17 protein-coding genes are annotated in these 17736 nt (G+C 59.6%); 6 read left to right on the top strand and 11 right to left on the bottom strand.

The genetic code is table 11. The features are described from left to right. Positions 1-20: 20 nt before the first annotated feature. From B7Y89_RS00975 to B7Y89_RS00945, 7 genes are all read right to left on the bottom strand, one after another. Entirely contained in the window at positions 21-1286 is a 1266-nt protein-coding gene (locus tag B7Y89_RS00975) for an XrtA/PEP-CTERM system-associated ATPase (protein ID WP_292934873.1), read from the bottom strand. An 18-nt stretch (positions 1287-1304) separates the two neighbouring features. Beyond that, complete coding sequence (locus B7Y89_RS00970; RefSeq protein ID WP_292934872.1) at positions 1305-3023, bottom strand: preprotein translocase subunit YajC; 1719 nt, start codon at positions 3021-3023, stop codon at positions 1305-1307. After that, on the bottom strand, positions 3020-3997 hold the full coding sequence (locus B7Y89_RS00965) for an AAA family ATPase (protein ID WP_292934871.1): 978 nt from the start codon (positions 3995-3997) through the stop codon (positions 3020-3022). Before B7Y89_RS00965 ends, B7Y89_RS00970 begins: the two co-directional genes overlap by 4 nt. Before the next feature lie 13 nt (positions 3998-4010). Beyond that, positions 4011-5528, bottom strand: a complete 1518-nt coding sequence (locus B7Y89_RS00960) for an XrtA system polysaccharide chain length determinant (protein WP_292934870.1) — start codon at positions 5526-5528, stop codon at positions 4011-4013. 25 nt (positions 5529-5553) lie between these two features. Further along, positions 5554-6201: an XrtA/PEP-CTERM system exopolysaccharide export protein gene (locus tag B7Y89_RS00955; RefSeq protein ID WP_292934869.1), complete on the bottom strand. Its 648-nt coding sequence runs from the start codon at positions 6199-6201 to the stop codon at positions 5554-5556. A gap of 212 nt (positions 6202-6413) precedes the next feature. Then, on the bottom strand, positions 6414-7640 hold the full coding sequence (locus B7Y89_RS00950; protein ID WP_292934867.1) for a pyridoxal-dependent decarboxylase, exosortase A system-associated: 1227 nt from the start codon (positions 7638-7640) through the stop codon (positions 6414-6416). After that, a complete protein-coding gene (locus B7Y89_RS00945) occupies positions 7637-9190 on the bottom strand; it encodes an acyl-CoA ligase (AMP-forming), exosortase A system-associated (RefSeq protein ID WP_292934866.1) in 1554 nt (517 codons plus the stop codon). The genes B7Y89_RS00950 and B7Y89_RS00945 overlap by 4 nt, the downstream gene beginning before the upstream one ends. A gap of 23 nt (positions 9191-9213) precedes the next feature. On the opposite strand from B7Y89_RS00945, the gene B7Y89_RS00940 reads away from it, so the two are divergent. Genes B7Y89_RS00940 through B7Y89_RS00925 form a run of 4 tightly spaced genes read left to right on the top strand, consistent with a single transcriptional unit; the run spans position 9214 to position 11971 of the window. Continuing rightward, entirely contained in the window at positions 9214-10206 is a 993-nt protein-coding gene (locus tag B7Y89_RS00940; RefSeq protein ID WP_292934864.1) for a GNAT family N-acetyltransferase, read from the top strand. Between the two features lie 39 nt (positions 10207-10245). Next, positions 10246-10515 carry an acyl carrier protein gene (locus B7Y89_RS00935; RefSeq protein WP_292934862.1) on the top strand — a complete coding sequence of 90 codons (270 nt, stop codon included), beginning with the start codon at positions 10246-10248 and terminating at the stop codon, positions 10513-10515. Beyond that, a complete protein-coding gene (locus B7Y89_RS00930) occupies positions 10512-11183 on the top strand; it encodes a hypothetical protein (protein WP_292934860.1) in 672 nt (223 codons plus the stop codon). The genes B7Y89_RS00935 and B7Y89_RS00930 overlap by 4 nt, the downstream gene beginning before the upstream one ends. Continuing rightward, on the top strand, positions 11102-11971 hold the full coding sequence (locus B7Y89_RS00925; protein WP_366415410.1) for a hydrolase 1, exosortase A system-associated: 870 nt from the start codon (positions 11102-11104) through the stop codon (positions 11969-11971). Before B7Y89_RS00930 ends, B7Y89_RS00925 begins: the two co-directional genes overlap by 82 nt. A gap of 116 nt (positions 11972-12087) precedes the next feature. Here B7Y89_RS00925 and trxB read toward each other — a convergent pair whose 3' ends face one another. From trxB to B7Y89_RS00910, 3 genes are read right to left on the bottom strand one after another with little or no spacing between them, the layout of a single operon-like run. After that, entirely contained in the window at positions 12088-13056 is a 969-nt protein-coding gene (trxB, locus tag B7Y89_RS00920; RefSeq protein ID WP_292934858.1) for a thioredoxin-disulfide reductase, read from the bottom strand. 54 nt (positions 13057-13110) lie between these two features. Beyond that, on the bottom strand, positions 13111-13296 hold the full coding sequence (locus B7Y89_RS00915) for a hypothetical protein (RefSeq protein WP_292934856.1): 186 nt from the start codon (positions 13294-13296) through the stop codon (positions 13111-13113). A gap of 44 nt (positions 13297-13340) precedes the next feature. Beyond that, positions 13341-13712, bottom strand: a complete 372-nt coding sequence (locus tag B7Y89_RS00910) for a hotdog fold thioesterase (RefSeq protein WP_366415407.1) — start codon at positions 13710-13712, stop codon at positions 13341-13343. 314 nt (positions 13713-14026) lie between these two features. Between B7Y89_RS00910 and B7Y89_RS00905 the strand changes: the two genes are divergently transcribed. Continuing rightward, positions 14027-15274, top strand: a complete 1248-nt coding sequence (locus tag B7Y89_RS00905) for an acetyl-CoA C-acetyltransferase (protein ID WP_292934852.1) — start codon at positions 14027-14029, stop codon at positions 15272-15274. 102 nt (positions 15275-15376) lie between these two features. Next, positions 15377-16393, top strand: a complete 1017-nt coding sequence (locus tag B7Y89_RS00900; protein ID WP_292934850.1) for a DUF4118 domain-containing protein — start codon at positions 15377-15379, stop codon at positions 16391-16393. 2 nt (positions 16394-16395) lie between these two features. Here B7Y89_RS00900 and B7Y89_RS00895 read toward each other — a convergent pair whose 3' ends face one another. Then, on the bottom strand, positions 16396-17730 hold the full coding sequence (locus B7Y89_RS00895) for a M28 family peptidase (protein ID WP_292934848.1): 1335 nt from the start codon (positions 17728-17730) through the stop codon (positions 16396-16398). Between the last annotated feature and the right edge of the window lie 6 nt (positions 17731-17736).

The raw sequence follows: 17736 nt of genomic DNA, 5'->3' as shown, positions 1-17736 counted from the left end.
ATATCCCCTTATGCGGCGCCTTATGCGGCGGCGCGCTGGTAATCTTCGGTTTCGATCCATTCGATCAACATGGTCAGCGTGTGCCGGATCGCCTGCTCTTGTTCGGCGGTACGTGTTTCCAGCGCTACGATGCGACGATTGGCATCAACCAGAGCCGCAATGACTTCTTCATCGCCATCGCGCGCTTCAAGGGCTGCGATGCGGCGATTGGCTTCTTCCAACTGCGCAAGGATTGCCGGATCGGCGACAGGTTCAGCAACTACGGCAGGGCGCATGTCAGCCAGTTCGATGATCGCTTGCTGAAGTTCGGCGATTTGCTCGTCACGCTCTGCCAGGGCCGCGCGCCATGCTGATTCGTCAAATGCAGCAGGGGCAGCAACCGGTTGAGCCGCGAACTGCTGTACCGATGCCATTTCAACGACTGGCGCTTGGCTGGCGGGCACAGGAGTGACCGCAGACTTTGCATTCAGACCGCCATCCCCTGCAAGGTCCGTCATAACCGCCTGAAGCAAGCCCGCGTCGATGTTTTGGCGCTGCTCGATGGCCGCCATCAAAAGCAGGCGATTGACGATCTGATTGATCCGGCGCGGAACACCGTCAGTGGCCTTGGCAAGATCGGCATAGACCCGCGCATCGAACGCAGGGTTGCCCTGCCAGCCGACGCAAGCCAACCGATGTTCAATATAAGGCCCGACTTCCGAAGGCTCCATTGCATCCAGATGGTGCGATGCGATCACACGCTGGCGCAATTGTTCAAGTTCGGCAGACGTCTGCAAAAGCGTGCGGAATTCCGGCTGACCAAGCAGCAGGATTTGCAAAAGTGGGTGCGCGCCCAGTTGGAAGTTGGACAGCATGCGCAGTTCTTCAAGCGCTTCGACCGAAAGGTTCTGCGATTCATCCACTACCAGCAGGCAGCGGCGACCTTCACGGGCTTCGTGATGCAGGAACGCCTCAATCTGGGCGAGAGCGGTTGCCTTGTCATGGCCTGCCACTTCAAGCCCGAAAGCGCGCGCCGATACGTGGATAAGCTCTTCGCCATCCAAGGCCGACGTAACGATCTGCGCTGCGGTCAAGCGTTGACGATCCACTGTCGCCATCAGATGCGCCGCCAGCGTGGACTTGCCCGCGCCGACTTCGCCAGTGATAACGATGAAGCCTTCACCTTGCGCCAGGCCATAGCCGAGATAGGACAGCGCCTTGCGATGCGTTCCACTTTCAAAGTAAAAGCGTGGATCGGGTGTCAGTTGGAACGGGCGGCCCGTCAGGCCATAGAATTCATCATACATCGTGGCCGTCTCCGGACATCAGAAGGAATAGCGCAGGCCGACAAGGCCAGATGCGTATGTATCGTCTTCAACCACTTTACGGTTAACAGACACTAAACCGACCGCAGCAGTTGCAACCAAACGGTCTGTCAAATTGCGGAAGTAGGAGGCATTTGCACCGACAGTGTTGATGTCTTGCAGGTCAGACGCGCCGTTTTGGAACCACGCGGCATAGGTCGAAATGGCAAAGCTTGACCGGCGATCGATCGGGCCATTGATGCCCGCATCGACATAGAAGCTTTCATCCAATGTGCCATTTGCTGCGCCCAGCACCGAATCTTCGCGTGCGATGAAGCTGCGACGGATGTAGCCGCCGCCGATCCCTGCCGTCATCCGGCCAATCCTGCGCGAGTAAGTGGCATTCACGCCGCGTGCACGGAACACCGACGCCGAGACTGACGACAGCGCATTGTTGATGCATCCGCCGCTTTGCGCGCCATTGGCGCAGCCGCTGATCTGTCCGTTGAACGGATCGCGGTTCACTTCGAAGTCGGTTGGCAAATCACGCAAGGCGCGGTTTACCTGCCCGCCGAAGCCCGAAATGTTGTCGAACACCGCAATCGTCAAAGCGCTACGATCATTGGGCGTGTAGGAAAAGCTGCCGTAATAAGTCGTGCTGTCATAGCGCCGGCCAATGAAGGCAGACAGCGCAGTGCGACGGCTGGGCCGCCACATCACGCCTGCATCCCAGGTCAAACCATCTGTTTCATAAGCGATCTGGCGGTCACGGCTGGTATCGGTGACATAGCGGCCATCAGAACCGATCACCCCATTACCATTGGCATCACGCAAGGCATCGCGTGAGGAGACTGAAACGTCTTCGTATCCGATTGCACCAATGACCGCGACGGTCGAACTGACAGGATAGTTCGCCTGAACGCTGGCACGCATATCGCGCACGCGCTGATCAAGGTTCGAAATGTCTTCCTGAAAGAATGAACCGGTGGCCGTGAGGCCTATCGGTAGCACCGTGCCCGCTGCGATCCCTGCAGAGACTTGCGCCGATTGGGCAAACGAATCATCGAAAATCTGCGTCAGGTTGTTTGCTGGCGGATTTTGCGGCGAGGAGCTTTGTTCGATGCGGGTGTAGCCCAGCATGTATGAACCGGACAAAGCGACATCACCCACGTTGGTAGACACGGCAGGCCCCGCATAAAGCGAATAGACCTGATTGGAAGCGTCGCCATTGGCCACAGGGTTAAGCGATGATGCGCCGTTGCCTTCAAAGCGCGTACGCACCGCAAGGGCGCCTGCCTCAATAGCCAGTTTGCGTGGCACCAGATCGTGTTTCACCCTTGCCAGACCCGATATGGTGTCACCATTGATGCCGCGATTGTTATTGCCGTAAGCTATCCGCCGCTCATAGCGAACAGATACCGCGCCTTGGGTCCGGCGGCCATTCAAGGCCATATCCACCCCTGCGGCAATGGTGCTGTAGGTCAGCACGTCATCGCCGGGCGAAAGTTCGAACAGGACGTTCTGGTTCGCTTCGATGTAAGGCTGGATGGTCGTGCGCGCACCACCGCCCGCGCCGCGCGTTGTCAGCCCGCCTCGCTTCTTCGTGCTTCCTGACGAGGAACCTTCCCCGTCAATCGGCTCATAAGACATCGACTGGGCAAGCAGAGGTTGCGCGCACAAGGCGGCAATCGCGGCACTGGCGACAAGCGCGTGACGCGCCAAAATCAACGGACGGTTCATTCCTTGTATCCGTAATAAGTGCCGAAACGGCGGCCCGTGGTGGAAAACCGGGTGCCGTTCAGCAGAAGCTTGATGTCATCACAGGCAGAAAGCAGTTGTACCGCATCGCGCAGCGCGGCCTCGCCCGTCATATCCGCGCGAACGATCATGATGGTCTGGCCGACATGATTGGCGAGCACGGAAGCGGGCGATGCCGCCAACGCAGGCGGCGAATCGAAAATGACGATGCGATTGGGCGCATGGGCCGTCAGCCGCGCCAACACTTCGCCGGTGCGCGACGATGCAAGGTATTCGGTGTCCGATCCCGTGGCATTGCCTGCGGGCAGCACATAAAGGCCTGCAATATCAGTGCCGATGATGCAATCTTCGACCGCCATCGCAGGATCGGCAAGCGCATCCATCAGTCCCGGACCGCCGGGCAGTCCCAGCGTTGACAAGACCGACGGTTTGGCAAAATCTGCATCGACCAGAAGGACTTCGTTGTCCTTTTCAGCGGCAATCGACAATGCAAGGTTCACTGCACAGAACGTCTTGCCTTCACCCGGATGGGGTGAACAAACAAGGATACGTTCGCCATTGGGAGCGCCCCGGCCATCTCGCGATTCAGCAGCCGTGCGCAGCAACTGGCGCTTCACGATGCGGAATTCTTCAAGCAGGCCGGTGACCGCGCTTTCCGGTTCAATCAGGCATTGATTGCGCAAATGCGCGCGGTCAATCTTGTGATACTCGCCACGGAAAGGCTTTGTTTCAGTAGGTTCAACACGCGCAGCAACCGGGTGGACAGCAGGTTGAGCAGGGGCCGGTTGCGCTTCATTGGACGGAGTACTCGCCACTGGCCGGGGCATAACTGGGGCCACGGGCGGTAGGTCTGCAACAGGTGGCCGCGTAAGAGTGCGGAAGTCAAAGCTGCCCGAAGCCCGCTCGATCAACGAGGGGCCAGACGGTGGCAACGGGATCCTGGTATGGTCGGTCATCGGCCGTTCTCCCTTACGCTACCATGCCGCGCTTCAGCATCTCGATGCCGAGCAGGACGAACAGGACGACGAACAATCCGGCAAAGCCACCGGCGAACCATTTCAGACGGCGCGCGCGTTGCATGCGGGTATTGCGCGTAATGGCTTCAGAGATTGAGCCTATCACGGTCAGGCCGGTGGCCCGTTCAAGCTGGCCTGTGGTGGAATAAGCAGACTTAAGCTGGCCAAAGGCGAACGCGCCGGCACAGCCCGCGCCAATACCTGCGACAAGCACGAGCATCAACAACATCGGACGATCAGGCGCAGCGGGGCTTGCTGGCATCGTTGGCGGATCAATCACTTCGAACTTTACCGCATCACGTTCCGTTTCCACTTGCCCGCGCAGGCGTAGCGCTTCGCGGTCACGCAGCAGCTTGTCGTACTGTTCTTTGAGCACATCGTAATCGCGCCCGATGCGCGAGGCTTCGGCGGCAATGGCGGGCTCACCATATTGCTGGGCCGAAAGCCGCGCGACTTCGGCCATGAGCGATGCCTTGCGCGATTGCAGCGCAACGAGGCTGGCTTCACGATCGGCCTTGATCGAGATGAGCGAGCTGTAGGCGGGATTGGGTGCGCCACCGCCCGGCCCTTCGGCGCTCGCCGAACGCTGCAGGCTGGCGATCTGCGCTTTGGCGGAGATCACGTCAGGGTGGCTGTCGGTCAAGCCGCGCGCGCGCATTGATCCAAGTTCGGACAAGGCTTGTTGCAGCGCGCCTTTGGCTCCGCCTGCAACACCGGGCATGGCGATGGTCTGTGGCGTGCCGGACAGCTGCCCGTTGATCGAGGCCAGCGCGCTTTGAGCGGCAAGCAAGTTTGATTCAACATCGCGCATTTCACCGCGCGCAGCTTCGATCTTGGTAATGGCCGAGCCGCTGCCGGGGATCATATCGGCATTGCGGGCTTCAAATTCCGTGCGCTTCAGCTCAGCGGCTTCGAGCGCTTTCTTGCGGTCGGACAACTGCTGGTCAAGGAACGCCAAAGTGTCGGTCATTTCACCGCGACCGCCCGCCAGATTTTCCTCCCGGAAGATGTCGATCATCTTCTGCACGATGTCCTGCGCCAGCTTGGCATTTTCAGCGTCGTTGCGTCCCCCGCCACCAGCGGTGCCGGTGATCTGGAAAAGATTGTCTTGCTGGCTGACCACGGCAATGCGCTTGTTCAGACCGGCAACAGCGGCCTGCATTTGCTTGTCATCGGTGACATTGTCGCCAAGCCGCGTGGCGCGGATGACTTTTTCAAGGTTGACCGAACTGGTCAGCGTTTGACGCACACGTTCAATGTCCCGCTTGCGATCACCGCCGATGCCGATCTGGTCGGCCAGGACATCATCAATCTGCACAAAGATGCGCGCTTTGGATTCATAGCTGTTGGGCACCATGGCCACGACCAGCCAGCCCATCATGCAAACGCCCCAGGCAATGCCCAGCGCAATCCAGCGCCTCAGCCAGATGCCGTGAAGCGCAATGCGCAACTCTTCGTAAATATTGGTCATCGCTGCCGTGTCCCCCGCCCGCTGCTCAGAACGTGCTCTCGGGGATGATGATCACATCGCCCGGCATCAGGAGGACATTGGCCTTGGTATCGCCTTTGCGCAGCAGATCACCGATGCGCACCGCGTATTCCTTTTGATTGCCCGATTGCTTGTCAAACCGGATCAGGCGCGCCTTGTTGCCCGCCGCAAATTCGGACAGGCCACCCACGGCTATCATCGCGTCAAGCAGCGTCATATTGGCGCGGAAGGGGATCGACGCCGGCTTTTCCGTTGCACCGACAATTCGCACTTGCTGACTGAACGTGCCTGCGAATTTGTTGACGATGACCGAAACGATCGGCTCCTGGATGTACTGCGACAATTGCAGCTTGATGTCCTCGGACAGCATCGACGGCGTCTTGCCCACAGCAGGCATATCAGTGATCAGCGGCGTCGTGATGCGCCCGTCCGGGCGGACTTGTACCGAAGCGCCAAGTTCCGGATTGCGCCAGACGAAAATGGTCAATTCATCCAGCGGGCCAATCACATATTCCTCGCCGGGACCTTCCTGAAGCGCAACGAATGAGGCTGGTGGCAATTGCTGCCCGCCTCCCACGCCGCCGCAACCCGACAAGGCAAGGCTCAACATGGCCGTGCTGGCGAGAATACGGGTAACGCGCAAATTCAAAGGCATGGCCTATCCTTGTCTTTTGCGGAACTTTGAAACCCGGCTGCAAATGCATGACAGGGACAAAGGTCTGCAATTCACTCTCGGCTATCGCCAAAAAGGGTGAATATTGCGTTAGCTTTGATTGCAGATAAGGCGGCCACCGGCAGGTATTTGCCGCCGTCCCAAAACGGGACTTGGGTTGGCGCAGGTGTTAACGCAAGTGCGGCATAGCCTTGTCAGACAAGCATTTCGCGCGCAGGCCCTTGGCCCAGGAACATGGCTGGACTGGCGCTGGCACCATAAGCTCCGGCGCAAAAAATAGCGATAATATCGCCCACATCGGCGCGCGGAAAGCCGCCCTTATCGGCCAAACGGTCAAGCGGCGTGCACAGGCAACCGACGATACTGGCCTCTTCTTCAACCGCTGCGCCATAGCGCGTGGCGATGGCGCTGGGGTAATTGCGACGCACCACCGTGCCGAAATTGCCACTGGCGGCAAGCTGGTGATGCAGGCCCCCGTCAGTCACCAGATAGACCTCGCCGTGGCTTTCCTTGCGGTCAACAATCTGTGCCAGATAAACGCCCGCTTCGCCGACAAGATAGCGGCCCAGTTCCATCACGAATGCAGTGCCTTGCAGCACTGGCGGCAGATCGGCAAAACGCTCTGCCAAAGCAGCGCCAACCTTGGCAATGTCGACCGGCTCGTCCCCGGGAAAATAGGGGATGCCAATGCCTCCGCCCAGATTGCACTTTGGCAGCACGGCACCCGATTCTTCGGCCAGCCGCGCGGCGAGCGCCAAAGTCTGCCGTTGTGTTTCGATGATGGCGTCGGCCGAAAGCGCCTGACTTCCGGCAAAGATATGAAAGCCGCGCCAATCGACACCCTCGGCAATCAAGTGGCGGGCAAGTGCGGGAACGCGGGCCTCATCAATCCCGAAAGGCTTCGCCCCGCCGCCCATCTTCATCCCGGACCCTTTGAGGTCGAATTCGGGATTGACCCGAATGGCGAGCTTTGGCGTGATGCCAAGACGATTTGCGATGCCGAGAGCGCGGGCAGCTTCCCCCTCGGATTCAAGGTTCAGCGTTGCCCCTGCAGCAATCGCCGCTTCCAGTTCGGCGTCCCGCTTGCCAGGCCCTGCAAAGCTTACCCGCGCAGGATCAATCCCGGCGGCCTGAACGATGGCCAGTTCCCCACCCGAGGCGATATCAAAGCCATCGACCAGTCCGGCCATGTGTTCCAGCACGGGTCCAAACGGATTGGCCTTCACCGCATAGTGCAGCGCAAGCCGCTTTGGCATTGCTGCGCGCAAAGTGGCAACGCGCTGGTCAAGCAGTTCACGCGAATAGACAAATAGAGGGGTTCCGCCAGCCTTTGCCACAAGCGCTGTCACAGTTTGCCCGGCAATGACGAGTTCGCCATTCAAAGCATCATACCCTGCCGGGATTGGACCAAGTGGCTTCATGACTTGGCGTCCCCTGCTGAAAGTTCTACGGCCAATGCCGCCCGGTCCAATTTACCATTGGGGCTGACCGGCATCGCCTCGCGCCAATGTACATGGCGCGGCACCATGAAATTGGGCAGCGCGCGCGCGAGCGCCGGTATCAACGCCTCGCGCGCAACATTTGCATCGGTTGAAGCACGAACGACAAGATGGATCGCAGCACCCAGTTGCGGATCGGGCAGGCCAAGCGCGACAGCCTCGGCAACAAGTCCCGTTGCAATGGCTGCTTCTTCGACTTCTTGTGGGCTAACGCGGTTGCCGCTCGTCTTTATCATGGCATCGCGCCGCCCGACGAAATGAAGCAAGCCTTGCGCGTCACGGCGCACACGGTCACCCGACCACACCGCCATTCCGCCAAGCATGGCGAAGGATGGCGCAGGTCTGAAGCGTTCGGCGGTACGCTCGGCATCTTGCCAATAGCCTTGCGCGACCAGCGGGCCGGTATGCACCAGTTCGCCCTCTTCATCAGGCGCGGCAGGTTGGCCTGCATCGTTCACCACGAGGATTTCTGCAAAGGGGATGGCACTCCCGATAGAGGTCGGGTGTTCATCCACCAAAGCCGGATCAAGATAGGTTGAGCGGAATGCTTCGGTCAGGCCGTACATCGGATAAAGATCAGCCTGCGGAAATTTGGTGCGAAGCGCGCGGACCAGCAAGGGGGTAAGCGCACCACCGCTGTTGGTCAGGCGCTTGAGCTGACCTGCGGTTTCCACAGGCCAATCAAGTTCGGTCAATTGCAGCCACAACGGCGGCACTGCGGCAATGGTGGTGATACCATGGCGGGCAACAGCCTTCACCACATCGCGGGCCGTCAGGTAATCAAGCGGGACCGCCGCGCCACCTGCATACCATGTAGAGAGCAATTGATTCTGGCCGTAATCGAACGCCAAAGGCAGCACGGCCAGCACACGATCATGCGGCTGTATTTTAAGATAATGCGCGACGCTGACTGCGCCAAGCCACAAGTTGGCTTGGCTCAACATCACGCCTTTGGGGCGTCCGGTCGAGCCACTGGTGTAGAGAATCGCCGCGAGGCTATCGGGTGCGGCATCGCTGGGCGGCAGGTTCGTGTTGAGCGCTTCGGCTTGCGCCCATACCTCAGGCTCTTCAAAAACCGCGCAGGCTGCGTCGCCATGCTCCAGCGTGTCTATCCGGCCCTTGTTGCCAATCAACAACGCTGCACCACTGTCGCCCATGATGTGGGCAACTTGCGCCCGCTTCAACAACGGGTTGATCGGCACATGGACCAGTCCTGCCCGCACTGCAGCCAGCGGCATAAGGCAGGACAGCTCGGTTTTGGGAAGCCATGTGGCGATGCGCGCACCCGCTTGGGGCACTTGCGATTTTAGCCACCCCGCAAGCAGTCCTACACGTGCGTTTAACGCTTCATGGCTAAGTGTATGATCCTTGAGCACCAGCGCAGGCGCCGTCCGGCACCCGCGCAGGGCAAGGTGATCAAGCGGATATACAGTAGGATCGGGATCGGCGGGCACGCTGCGGGTCTCAAACATTTGGGCCAAAGGACGGTTGCGAATTGGACGTCTATCACGTCAGTCTTAAAGAAGCGCAAGCAGACCTGCGGGTAATGGCCGTGGCGTGCGGGTCGCCGTTTGAGCGGCTTGACTGGCTGGCATTGCTGGCAGACGCATGCCTTGATCCCGCAAAAGCGCGAGTTACCGTGGCTGTAGATGGTGCGAATGTTGCCGCGCTGCCGTGGCGTGAGAACCATGGGCAGGTTGAAGCGCTGGCCAACTGGTACAATTTTTTCGTTCGTGCCATTGGAGATAGCACCCTTCTTTCAGGCTTGGTGCGAAGTTTGCCGCATGGGCGTGCGACAATTGCACCGATGCCTGAAGACGATGCGGCAGCGCTCTCTGCGGCAATGCGCGACGCGGGCTGGGTCGTCATTTGCGAACCGTGCGATGCGAATCATGTGCTTGAGGTGAAAGGCCGCAACTTTGCCGAATATTGGGCAAGCAGGCCTGGCGCCTTGCGCGAAACGGTGCGCCGCAAGGGCAAAAAGGGCGATGTTATACTGCGCATCACCACAGCATTTTCCCAAGCAGATTGGGATGCTTACGAGGCGATCTACACACTCAGTTGGAAGCCCGGTGAAGGCAGCCCCGATTTTTTGCGCAAGTGGGCTCGGATGGATGGCGCGGCAGGGCGTTTGCGGCTGGGCATTGCCGAAATTGACGGGCAGCCGGTGGCGGCGCAATTTTGGACGGTCGAGGGCAGGACTGCCTTCATTCACAAGCTGGCGCACGATGAACGCTTCCGCAAGCAATCGCCCGGAACGCTGCTGACGGCCGCGATGTTTGCGCATGTGCTTGATGTGGACGGCGTTGACCTGGTCGACTTCGGCACCGGCGACGATCCCTATAAGCGCGATTGGATGGACGCGGTGCGCACGCGCTGGCGGGTGCGGGCCTGGCGGCGCTCTGCGGTGCGGCATTGGCCGTCGCTGGCGCGCGCCTTGGGGCGGCAATTGCTCCAACCTCTTGTTTCTGCGAACCGCGATGGTTAAAGGCCCATTGAACCGTCCTCTTTTATGCTCAGGACCCCAATGAACAGTACCGACAGCATCCTGCGCGCGATCCTGCAAGACGTGCTTGGCCTTTCGGCAGAGCGCGTGGCAGCGTTCGATGCCACAACCGGCCTGTTCGGCGATTTGCCCGAGCTTGATTCGATGGCCGTGGCCGGCCTGCTCACCGAAATCGAAGATCGCCTCGACATCGTGATCGAAGATGATGAAGTCGATGGTGAATTGCTGGAAACTTATGGCAACTTGCTGATGTTTCTCGAAGGCAAAGTCGCCCAGAGCCAGTTGGGGTGATTGCCACGTGGCCCTGCCCCGGACACTCCGGCCATTGCGAAGAATACGCGCTGGCCTTTGATCGGGGGCGTGACCGCCGGGTCCTGATCGTCCCTGCCCTGTTCGATGAAGCTAACCGCATGCGGCGGATGCTGGTCGATACGATGCGGCTGCTGGATGCTGACGGGATCGATACGTTTCTGCCTGATCTGCCGGGCTGCAATGAAAGCACACAGAGTTTCACCGCGCAAAGCCTGCAAGGTTGGCGCGTAGCCATGGAAAACGCAGCGCGGCATTTCAGGGTCACTGATATTCTGGCCATACGCGGCGGCGCGTTGGTTTATCCTGCAGCGATGCCGGGGTGGGTGCTGGAACCGGCCAAGGGGCCGTCGGTCTTGCGCCAGATGCTGCGCGCCCGCGTAATTGCAGCGCGCGAGGCGGGGCGGCATGAAGATAGCGCTGTGTTGCTTGAACAAGGCCGCACCGAAGGGCTGGAACTCGCTGGCTATCGCTGCGGGGCTTCGCTGATCGCGGGCTTGCAAGATGCTCTGCCGCAGATCGAAGGCCAGCGGATCATTACCCAGGCCGAACTTGGCGGAGGCGGATTATGGCTGCGCGCCGAGCCTGCCGCAGCACCCGAGCAATCGGCAGCTTTGGCGCGGTTGATCGCAGCGGATCTTGGCGCATGACCACGCGGCGGCATCTGACCTTTGCCTGCGAAGGCGCGACGCTGGTTGGCACACTCGACGTGGCGCAGGCGAGCGGCGGAACAGGGCTGCTGCTGGTTTCGGGCGGGAATGAACTGCGCGGCGGCGCATGGGGCGGACAAGCCCAACTGGCGGCGCGATTGGCGCAGCAGGGCTTTCCGGTGTTCCGCTATGACCGGCGCGGCGTGGGCGATAGCGAGGGCGATAACCCCACATTCCGCCATTCCGGGCAAGACATCGCAGCGGCAGTTGCTGCCTTTCGCGCCAATGCACCGCATGTGAGACAGGTGGTAGCATTCGGGAATTGCGATGCGGCAGCGGCCTTGATGCTGTTTGCGCATGGGCTGGCGATTGATGGGCTGGTGCTCGCCAATCCATGGACGATCGATGGCGAAGAAGCGCCGCAAGCCATGCCTGCTGCGGCCATCCGCAGCCGATACTTGGCCAAGTTGACCAATCCGCGCGAGGTTTGGCGCTTGCTGACGGGAGGGGTCAATCTGGCCAAGCTGGCAAAAGGTTTGCGCGGGGCTGCGGCATCACAAACAGCGCCTACCGGGCTGGTGGCCGAAATGAAGGCGGGGTTGGCGGCATTTCATGGCCCAGCCGCGATTTTGCTGGCAAGCAAAGATCGCACTGCGCAAATGTTTGAAGCGGCTTGGGACAAATCCGATGCGCGTGTCGCGCGGATTGACAGCGCATCGCACAGTTTTTCGGATGACGCGGCGCGCGAATGGTTGTTCGCGCGCCTTGTCGATACGCTGGAAGGCTGATCACTCCTATTCGTCACTGCGAGCGTAGCGAAGAAGTCCAGAGCGTCAGGCAACAACCTCTGGATTGCTTCGCTACGCTCGCAAAGACGAACGAAATTTGGGACGACGTGAAGATATCAAGCAGGAACAGCCTGCGTCGCCTTGAAATCAAGATCGGCAAGGAAGCGTTCGGAATCAAGCGCCGCCATGCAGCCTGTGCCAGCTGCGGTTACAGCCTGACGATAGACGTGGTCCATCACATCGCCACAGGCGAACACGCCGGGAATGGCGGTTTTGGGCGTGCCGGGTTCGACGATGATGTAGCCGTTTTCATCGAGTTCCAGCTTGCCCTTGAACAGTTCGGTCGCGGGGGCGTGACCGATGGCGACGAATGCGCCGTCCGTTTCAACGATGGACTCTGAGCCGGTGACCGTGTCGATGACCTTTACCCCGGTCAGGCCCTTGCCCGCTTCACCAACGAAGCTATCGACTTTGGCGTTCCAGAGCACTTTGACGTTGGGATGCGCAAACAAGCGGTCTTGCAGGATCTTTTCGGCGCGCAGGCTATCGCGGCGGTGGATCAGCGTGACGTCTGGCGAATGGTTGGTCAGGTACAGCGCTTCTTCAACCGCAGTGTTGCCGCCGCCGATGACGACCACCTTCTTGCCGCGATAGAAAAAGCCATCGCAAGTGGCGCAAGCAGAAACGCCTTTGCCAGAAAACTCCTGTTCTCCGGACACGCCAAGCCATTTGGCCTGCGCGCCCGTGGCAATAACCAGAACGTCGCCTTCATAGATGTCGCCGCTATCGCCAATAGCGCGGAACGGCGAGCCTTCCATGCTGACTTCGAGGATGGTGTCCCACATCATGCGCGTACCCACGTGTTCGGCCTGTGCCTGCATTTCCTGCATCAGCCACGGGCCCTGGATCACGTCGCGGAAACCGGGGTAGTTTTCAACGTCGGTGGTGATGGTCAACTGGCCGCCGGGTTGCAGCCCCTGCACCACAATCGGTTCCATCCCCGCACGCGCGCCATAAATCGCCGCCGAAAGACCTGCCGGACCTGAACCGATGATAAGCATGCGGGTTTTATGTGTCGTCGCCATGAGAATTCCTCCACTGGCCTCGCGAGATAAGGTGTGGGCAGCGCAAAAGCGAGTCTATGCCGCCTGCTTTTCCCGCATGTATGGACAGAATTTCTTGGGGGACGATGGTTGCTGCTTTGCAGGCAATCGCGGCCCCGACACCCCCCGTGCGGCATATCCGCCATAATCGCGAAAATTGTGAATGCCTGCCATGGGCAGCACGCGATCCTGCTCGGGAGACGCAATCATCATGCTGTTCATGGATTTATCCCTTCTGGTGGTGCTTGGGTGGGAATTGCTGCACGTCAACTACGGTCGATGCTAATGACCGCAAGGGTAAGCCGAGAGAGACACACCAGTCTGTCTGCCTCGTCCTCAATGCGGATGGACCATACGTGGGTTGTTCGCCCCAACGCTTCGGGCCGTGCGGTGGCATAGACCCAACCTTCACGGACAGGCCTTACGTGATTGGCGTTGATCTCCAGCCCGACTGTCACGAACTTTTCGGGATCGACAACCATCGCCCCGCCCATTGATCCGATCGTTTCAGCCAGCGCCACCGATGCACCACCGTGCAATCTTCCGAATGGCTGATGCGTCCGGTGATCTACCGGCATTCGCGCCTTCACCCAGTCTTCGCCGCAATCGACAAATTCAATGCCAAGGTGGGCTGGCATGGAACTTGAGCCAAGGCGGGTCAGTCGCTCTATCTCAGGGATTTTGCCATTCCACCAAATCATACAAAACCTTTCAACACGAGCCGCGGCCAGGATCGCCGTGCGGGCTGCAGAACGCCTTTGTCCATCACAATGCGCAATATGTGCATGGCAATCCGGGCCTGCCATATTCCCGCTGTGCGTTACGATGACCGCAAGACAATGTCCAAAGCTGGCATGGTGCGGCAACACCGTCGAACGCTTGGAATACAACTTGCACATCCTTTGCTAACAGGTTAATCGTACGATTAAACGCCATAGACGGAGAGCTTGCGATGGCCGAAGCCTACATTATCGATGCAGTCCGCACCCCGCGCGGTGTGGGCAAGCCTGGCAAGGGCGCGCTTTCCCACCTGCACCCGCAGCACTTGGCAGCTACTGTCCTGAAGGCGATCAGGGACCGCAACAACCTTGATACAGCAACCGTGGATGACATCATTTGGTCCACCTCGACCCAAGCGCGCGAACAAGGCGGCGACCTTGGCCGGATGGCAGCGCTGGCGGCAGGCTATGACGTTACGGCCAGCGGCACTACGCTTGACCGGTTCTGCGGCGGCGGGATCACTTCGGTAAACCTGGCTTGCGCTTCGATCATGTCCGGTATGGAAGACTGCGTCATCGCAGGCGGGACCGAGATGATGAGCTTTGTTGCATCACATGCCGCACAGCAGGCAAACGCCGGATTTGCGCCATTGGGGATGGGTTCTGGCAATATGGCGCTCGATACGATCCATCCGCAATCGCATCAGGGAATCTGCGGCGATGCGATCGCTTCGATGGATGGTATAAGCCGCGAAGATTTGGATGCGCTGGCCTTGGTTAGCCAACAGCGCGCCGACATGGCAATCAAGGAAGGCCGCTTTACCAAGTCTACCGTGCCGGTCCTGAATGACGACGGTTCCGTGGCTCTGGATCATGAGGAATTCCCAAGGCCTGAAACAACAGCCGAAGGTCTGGCTGCATTGAAGCCAAGCTTCGCCGGGATGGCCGACTTTGACCTTGGCGGCACGACGTTCCGCAAACAGATCAATCGCCGCTACCCGGATCTGGAAATCAAACATTTCCACCATGCCGGCAATTCATCGGGCGTTGTCGATGGCGCGGCGGCAGTATTGATCGTCTCGCCGGCATATGCAGAAAAGCATGGGCTAAAGCCGCGGGCGCGGATTGTGGCATATGCCAACCAGGGCGATGATCCCACGTTGATGCTGAACGCACCTGTCCCGGCCGCCAAGAAGGTGCTGGCCAAGGCCGGACTTTCCAAAGCCGACATCGACGTTTGGGAAATCAACGAAGCGTTTGCCGTTGTTGCCGAAAAATTCATCCGCGATTTGGAACTGGACCGCGCGAAAGTGAATATAAACGGCGGGTCGATGGCATTGGGCCATCCGATAGGCGCGACCGGTTCCATCCTCATCGGCACGGCATTGGATGAACTTGAACGCTCTGGCGGGCGGTATGGTCTGGTTACGATGTGTGCGGCAGGCGGGATGGCTCCTGCGATCATAATCGAGCGCATCTAAGAATCCGAAAAAACCTTCTTCTTGACGAAGGCTCCCAGCAATGGTGAGCCTTCGGCTTGATGCGGTTGCATCGGTTACGGCATAAGTGCATATCCACCACCGATGACTTGGCTGCCGCGCGCAATTTTCCAGCCTATACGCGGTACTTTGCCGCGCTATGGCACGGCGATCCTGTTTGCGGGATTGGGTCCGGCTGCGCGTTTTCTGGTCGACGCGATGTTGCCACCGGGCTTTCCGTTTCTGACATTTTTCCCGGTCGTCATCATTTGCACATTTTTGGCGGGCCGCGGCCCCGGGATTCTATGTGCCTTGTTAAGCGGCCTTGCCGCCTGGTTTTGGTTCATCCCCCCATTCGAAAGCTTCCAGACCGACGGCCCGGTGCTGACCGCACTGTTGTTTTATACGCTGGTTGTGGCGGTGGATATTGCGCTGATTGATGGCCTGCTGCTGCGCCAGGAAAAGCTTGTTGAAAGTCAACGAAAGCTGGGCGAAATGGCCGATCACCAGACGCTGCTGTTCAAGGAACTGCAGCACCGTGTGGCCAATAATCTGGCTTCGATTTCATCGATGCTGCGCTTGCAACGCCGACGGATCGAGCATGATCCATCTGCTGCACTGGCCATTGTCGATAGCGCCAATACACGGATTGAGCTGATGGGCCGCGTCCATCGCCAACTTTATGATCCTGCGGCGCGGGACCTCGCCCTGCCTGACCAGTTTCAGCATGTCGTGCAGCAGGCCCAGGAAGTGGCCGGTGCGAGCCATATTCAAGTGATTGTCAACGCAGTTGATGCGCGCATCAGCATCGATCGTATGATGACCCTGATGCTGCTGGTCACCGAAGTGCTGACCAATAGCATCAAGCACGCCTTTACCGCAGATCATCCCGGCGAAGTACGCCTGACACTGGAACGTATCAGCGCCGAAAATCTGCGTCTGACGATTGCAGACAATGGCTGCGGGATGGCTGAGCAGCCGCCCACCACGGCCACAGGCAGGCCGCTGGGGCTTGGCACGACCATTATCAAAGGGTTCGCCGCACAATTAAGCGGCACATTGAAAGTCGATGGCAGCAACGGCGTGACGACCGTTGTTGAGTTCCCCGAAGAGCGGCCCTGATCTTAGGGCGTAGGCGCAATTGGTCCTGCCTCGTTCGCAACGATCTTCAGCGCCTCTGTCCACGCTGCAACATTTTGCGCCAGTTCTGCCGGATCGACTTTGTCCAGCGTATCATCGGGCGTGTGGTGCAGATCAAAATAATGCGTTCCGTCCTGATCGAGATCGACGACGGCCAGCTTTTGCTTGGCGATCATTGGCGCGACATCGGTTCCGCCACTGGCTTTGCCATCGCCACGCACGATGCCCATTGGGGAAAGCGCTGCGGCAATACGGTCAGCCAGCGGCTTGTTCACATCACCAAAGCTGAAACCGACACGCCAGACTTTGGCTGCGCCGAAATCGCTCTCCATCGCAAGCGCATAGGGTTCAGCGTGTTTTTCGGCAAAGGCCCTGCCGCCAAAGCCGCCGAGCTCTTCAGAGCCTGCCCAAAGCACTCGGATGGTGCGCAGCGCCTTGCCGCCTTGTTGCGCCTTGAGCGCGGCGGCCGTGATGATGGCACAGCCTGCCGCATCATCGATGGCACCGGTTCCCAAATCCCAGCTGTCCAGATGACAGCCCACAAGGATCGGCGGCAAGGCAGGATCGCGCCCCGGCATATCTGCAAAGACATTGCCCGATGGCAGGTTGTCCACCGTCTTGCCTGTTAGCGTCAGGCCCGCGCGGATCGGCTTACCGCTGCGGGCGATACGCGCGATCAAATCGGCATCCGGGTTTGACACCGCACCTGCCGGAATAGGCTTAACGCCATCGGCAAATGTCGTGCCGCCGGTGTGCGGGTTGCGGTGGCTGTCCGTGCCGATCGAGCGGATGATCACGCCAATTGCACCCTTGCCCGAAGCAATCGCAGGGCCAGCGCGGCGCACCTGGCCATAGGGCCCATAACCGCTGCCATCCTGCGCGCGCTTCATCGCGTGATCGATAAACGCGATCTTGCCGGTGAGCGATGCGGCAGGCGCGGCCTTCAGGGCATTAAGCGTGGCGAAATAGGCAAGTTCACCCTCGATGCCTTTTTCCGGCGTTGTTCCGCTGTAGCCCAGCGCCGTTACCGCCAGCTTGTATGGAAACGGTGCGGTCAAGCTCGCCTCGTCACGTCCGCGCACATAGCCACGAATGGGGAATGGTTCTTTGGTGACGTTGCTGAAACCCAGCGCTTTAAGCCGTGCCTCGGCCCAGACGCGTGCGCGCGCTTCTGCCTCGCTTCCGGGCATGCGCGGGCCGACTTCGCTGGTGAGGCCTGCCAGAATGTCCCATGCAACATCGCCCACGGGCTCTTGCGCCTGTGTAGCAAAGGGGACGACCGCAGCTAGAAGCGCCGCAGCGCAGAGTTTGTTTCGCATGAAACC

The organism is Novosphingobium sp. 32-60-15, assembly GCF_002280675.1.
Classification (GTDB): Bacteria; Pseudomonadota; Alphaproteobacteria; order Sphingomonadales; family Sphingomonadaceae; genus Novosphingobium.
The sequence above is the reverse complement of the archived record's forward strand: the minus strand, read 5'-3'. Positions and strand labels throughout refer to the sequence as shown.

Coding starts and splice junctions, on each gene's coding strand:
- B7Y89_RS00975 (WP_292934873.1), bottom strand. CDS start 1,286: ATGTATGATGAATTCTATGGCCTGACGGGCCGCCCGTTCCAACTGACA.
- B7Y89_RS00970 (WP_292934872.1), bottom strand. CDS start 3,023: ATGAACCGTCCGTTGATTTTGGCGCGTCACGCGCTTGTCGCCAGTGCC.
- B7Y89_RS00965 (WP_292934871.1), bottom strand. CDS start 3,997: ATGACCGACCATACCAGGATCCCGTTGCCACCGTCTGGCCCCTCGTTG.
- B7Y89_RS00960 (WP_292934870.1), bottom strand. CDS start 5,528: ATGACCAATATTTACGAAGAGTTGCGCATTGCGCTTCACGGCATCTGG.
- B7Y89_RS00955 (WP_292934869.1), bottom strand. CDS start 6,201: ATGCCTTTGAATTTGCGCGTTACCCGTATTCTCGCCAGCACGGCCATG.
- B7Y89_RS00950 (WP_292934867.1), bottom strand. CDS start 7,640: ATGAAGCCACTTGGTCCAATCCCGGCAGGGTATGATGCTTTGAATGGC.
- B7Y89_RS00945 (WP_292934866.1), bottom strand. CDS start 9,190: ATGTTTGAGACCCGCAGCGTGCCCGCCGATCCCGATCCTACTGTATAT.
- B7Y89_RS00935 (WP_292934862.1), top strand. CDS start 10,246: ATGAACAGTACCGACAGCATCCTGCGCGCGATCCTGCAAGACGTGCTT.
- B7Y89_RS00925 (WP_366415410.1), top strand. CDS start 11,102: ATGGCTGCGCGCCGAGCCTGCCGCAGCACCCGAGCAATCGGCAGCTTT.
- trxB (WP_292934858.1), bottom strand. CDS start 13,056: ATGGCGACGACACATAAAACCCGCATGCTTATCATCGGTTCAGGTCCG.
- B7Y89_RS00915 (WP_292934856.1), bottom strand. CDS start 13,296: ATGAACAGCATGATGATTGCGTCTCCCGAGCAGGATCGCGTGCTGCCC.
- B7Y89_RS00910 (WP_366415407.1), bottom strand. CDS start 13,712: ATGCCAGCCCACCTTGGCATTGAATTTGTCGATTGCGGCGAAGACTGG.
- B7Y89_RS00905 (WP_292934852.1), top strand. CDS start 14,027: ATGGCCGAAGCCTACATTATCGATGCAGTCCGCACCCCGCGCGGTGTG.
- B7Y89_RS00900 (WP_292934850.1), top strand. CDS start 15,377: ATGACTTGGCTGCCGCGCGCAATTTTCCAGCCTATACGCGGTACTTTG.
- B7Y89_RS00895 (WP_292934848.1), bottom strand. CDS start 17,730: ATGCGAAACAAACTCTGCGCTGCGGCGCTTCTAGCTGCGGTCGTCCCC.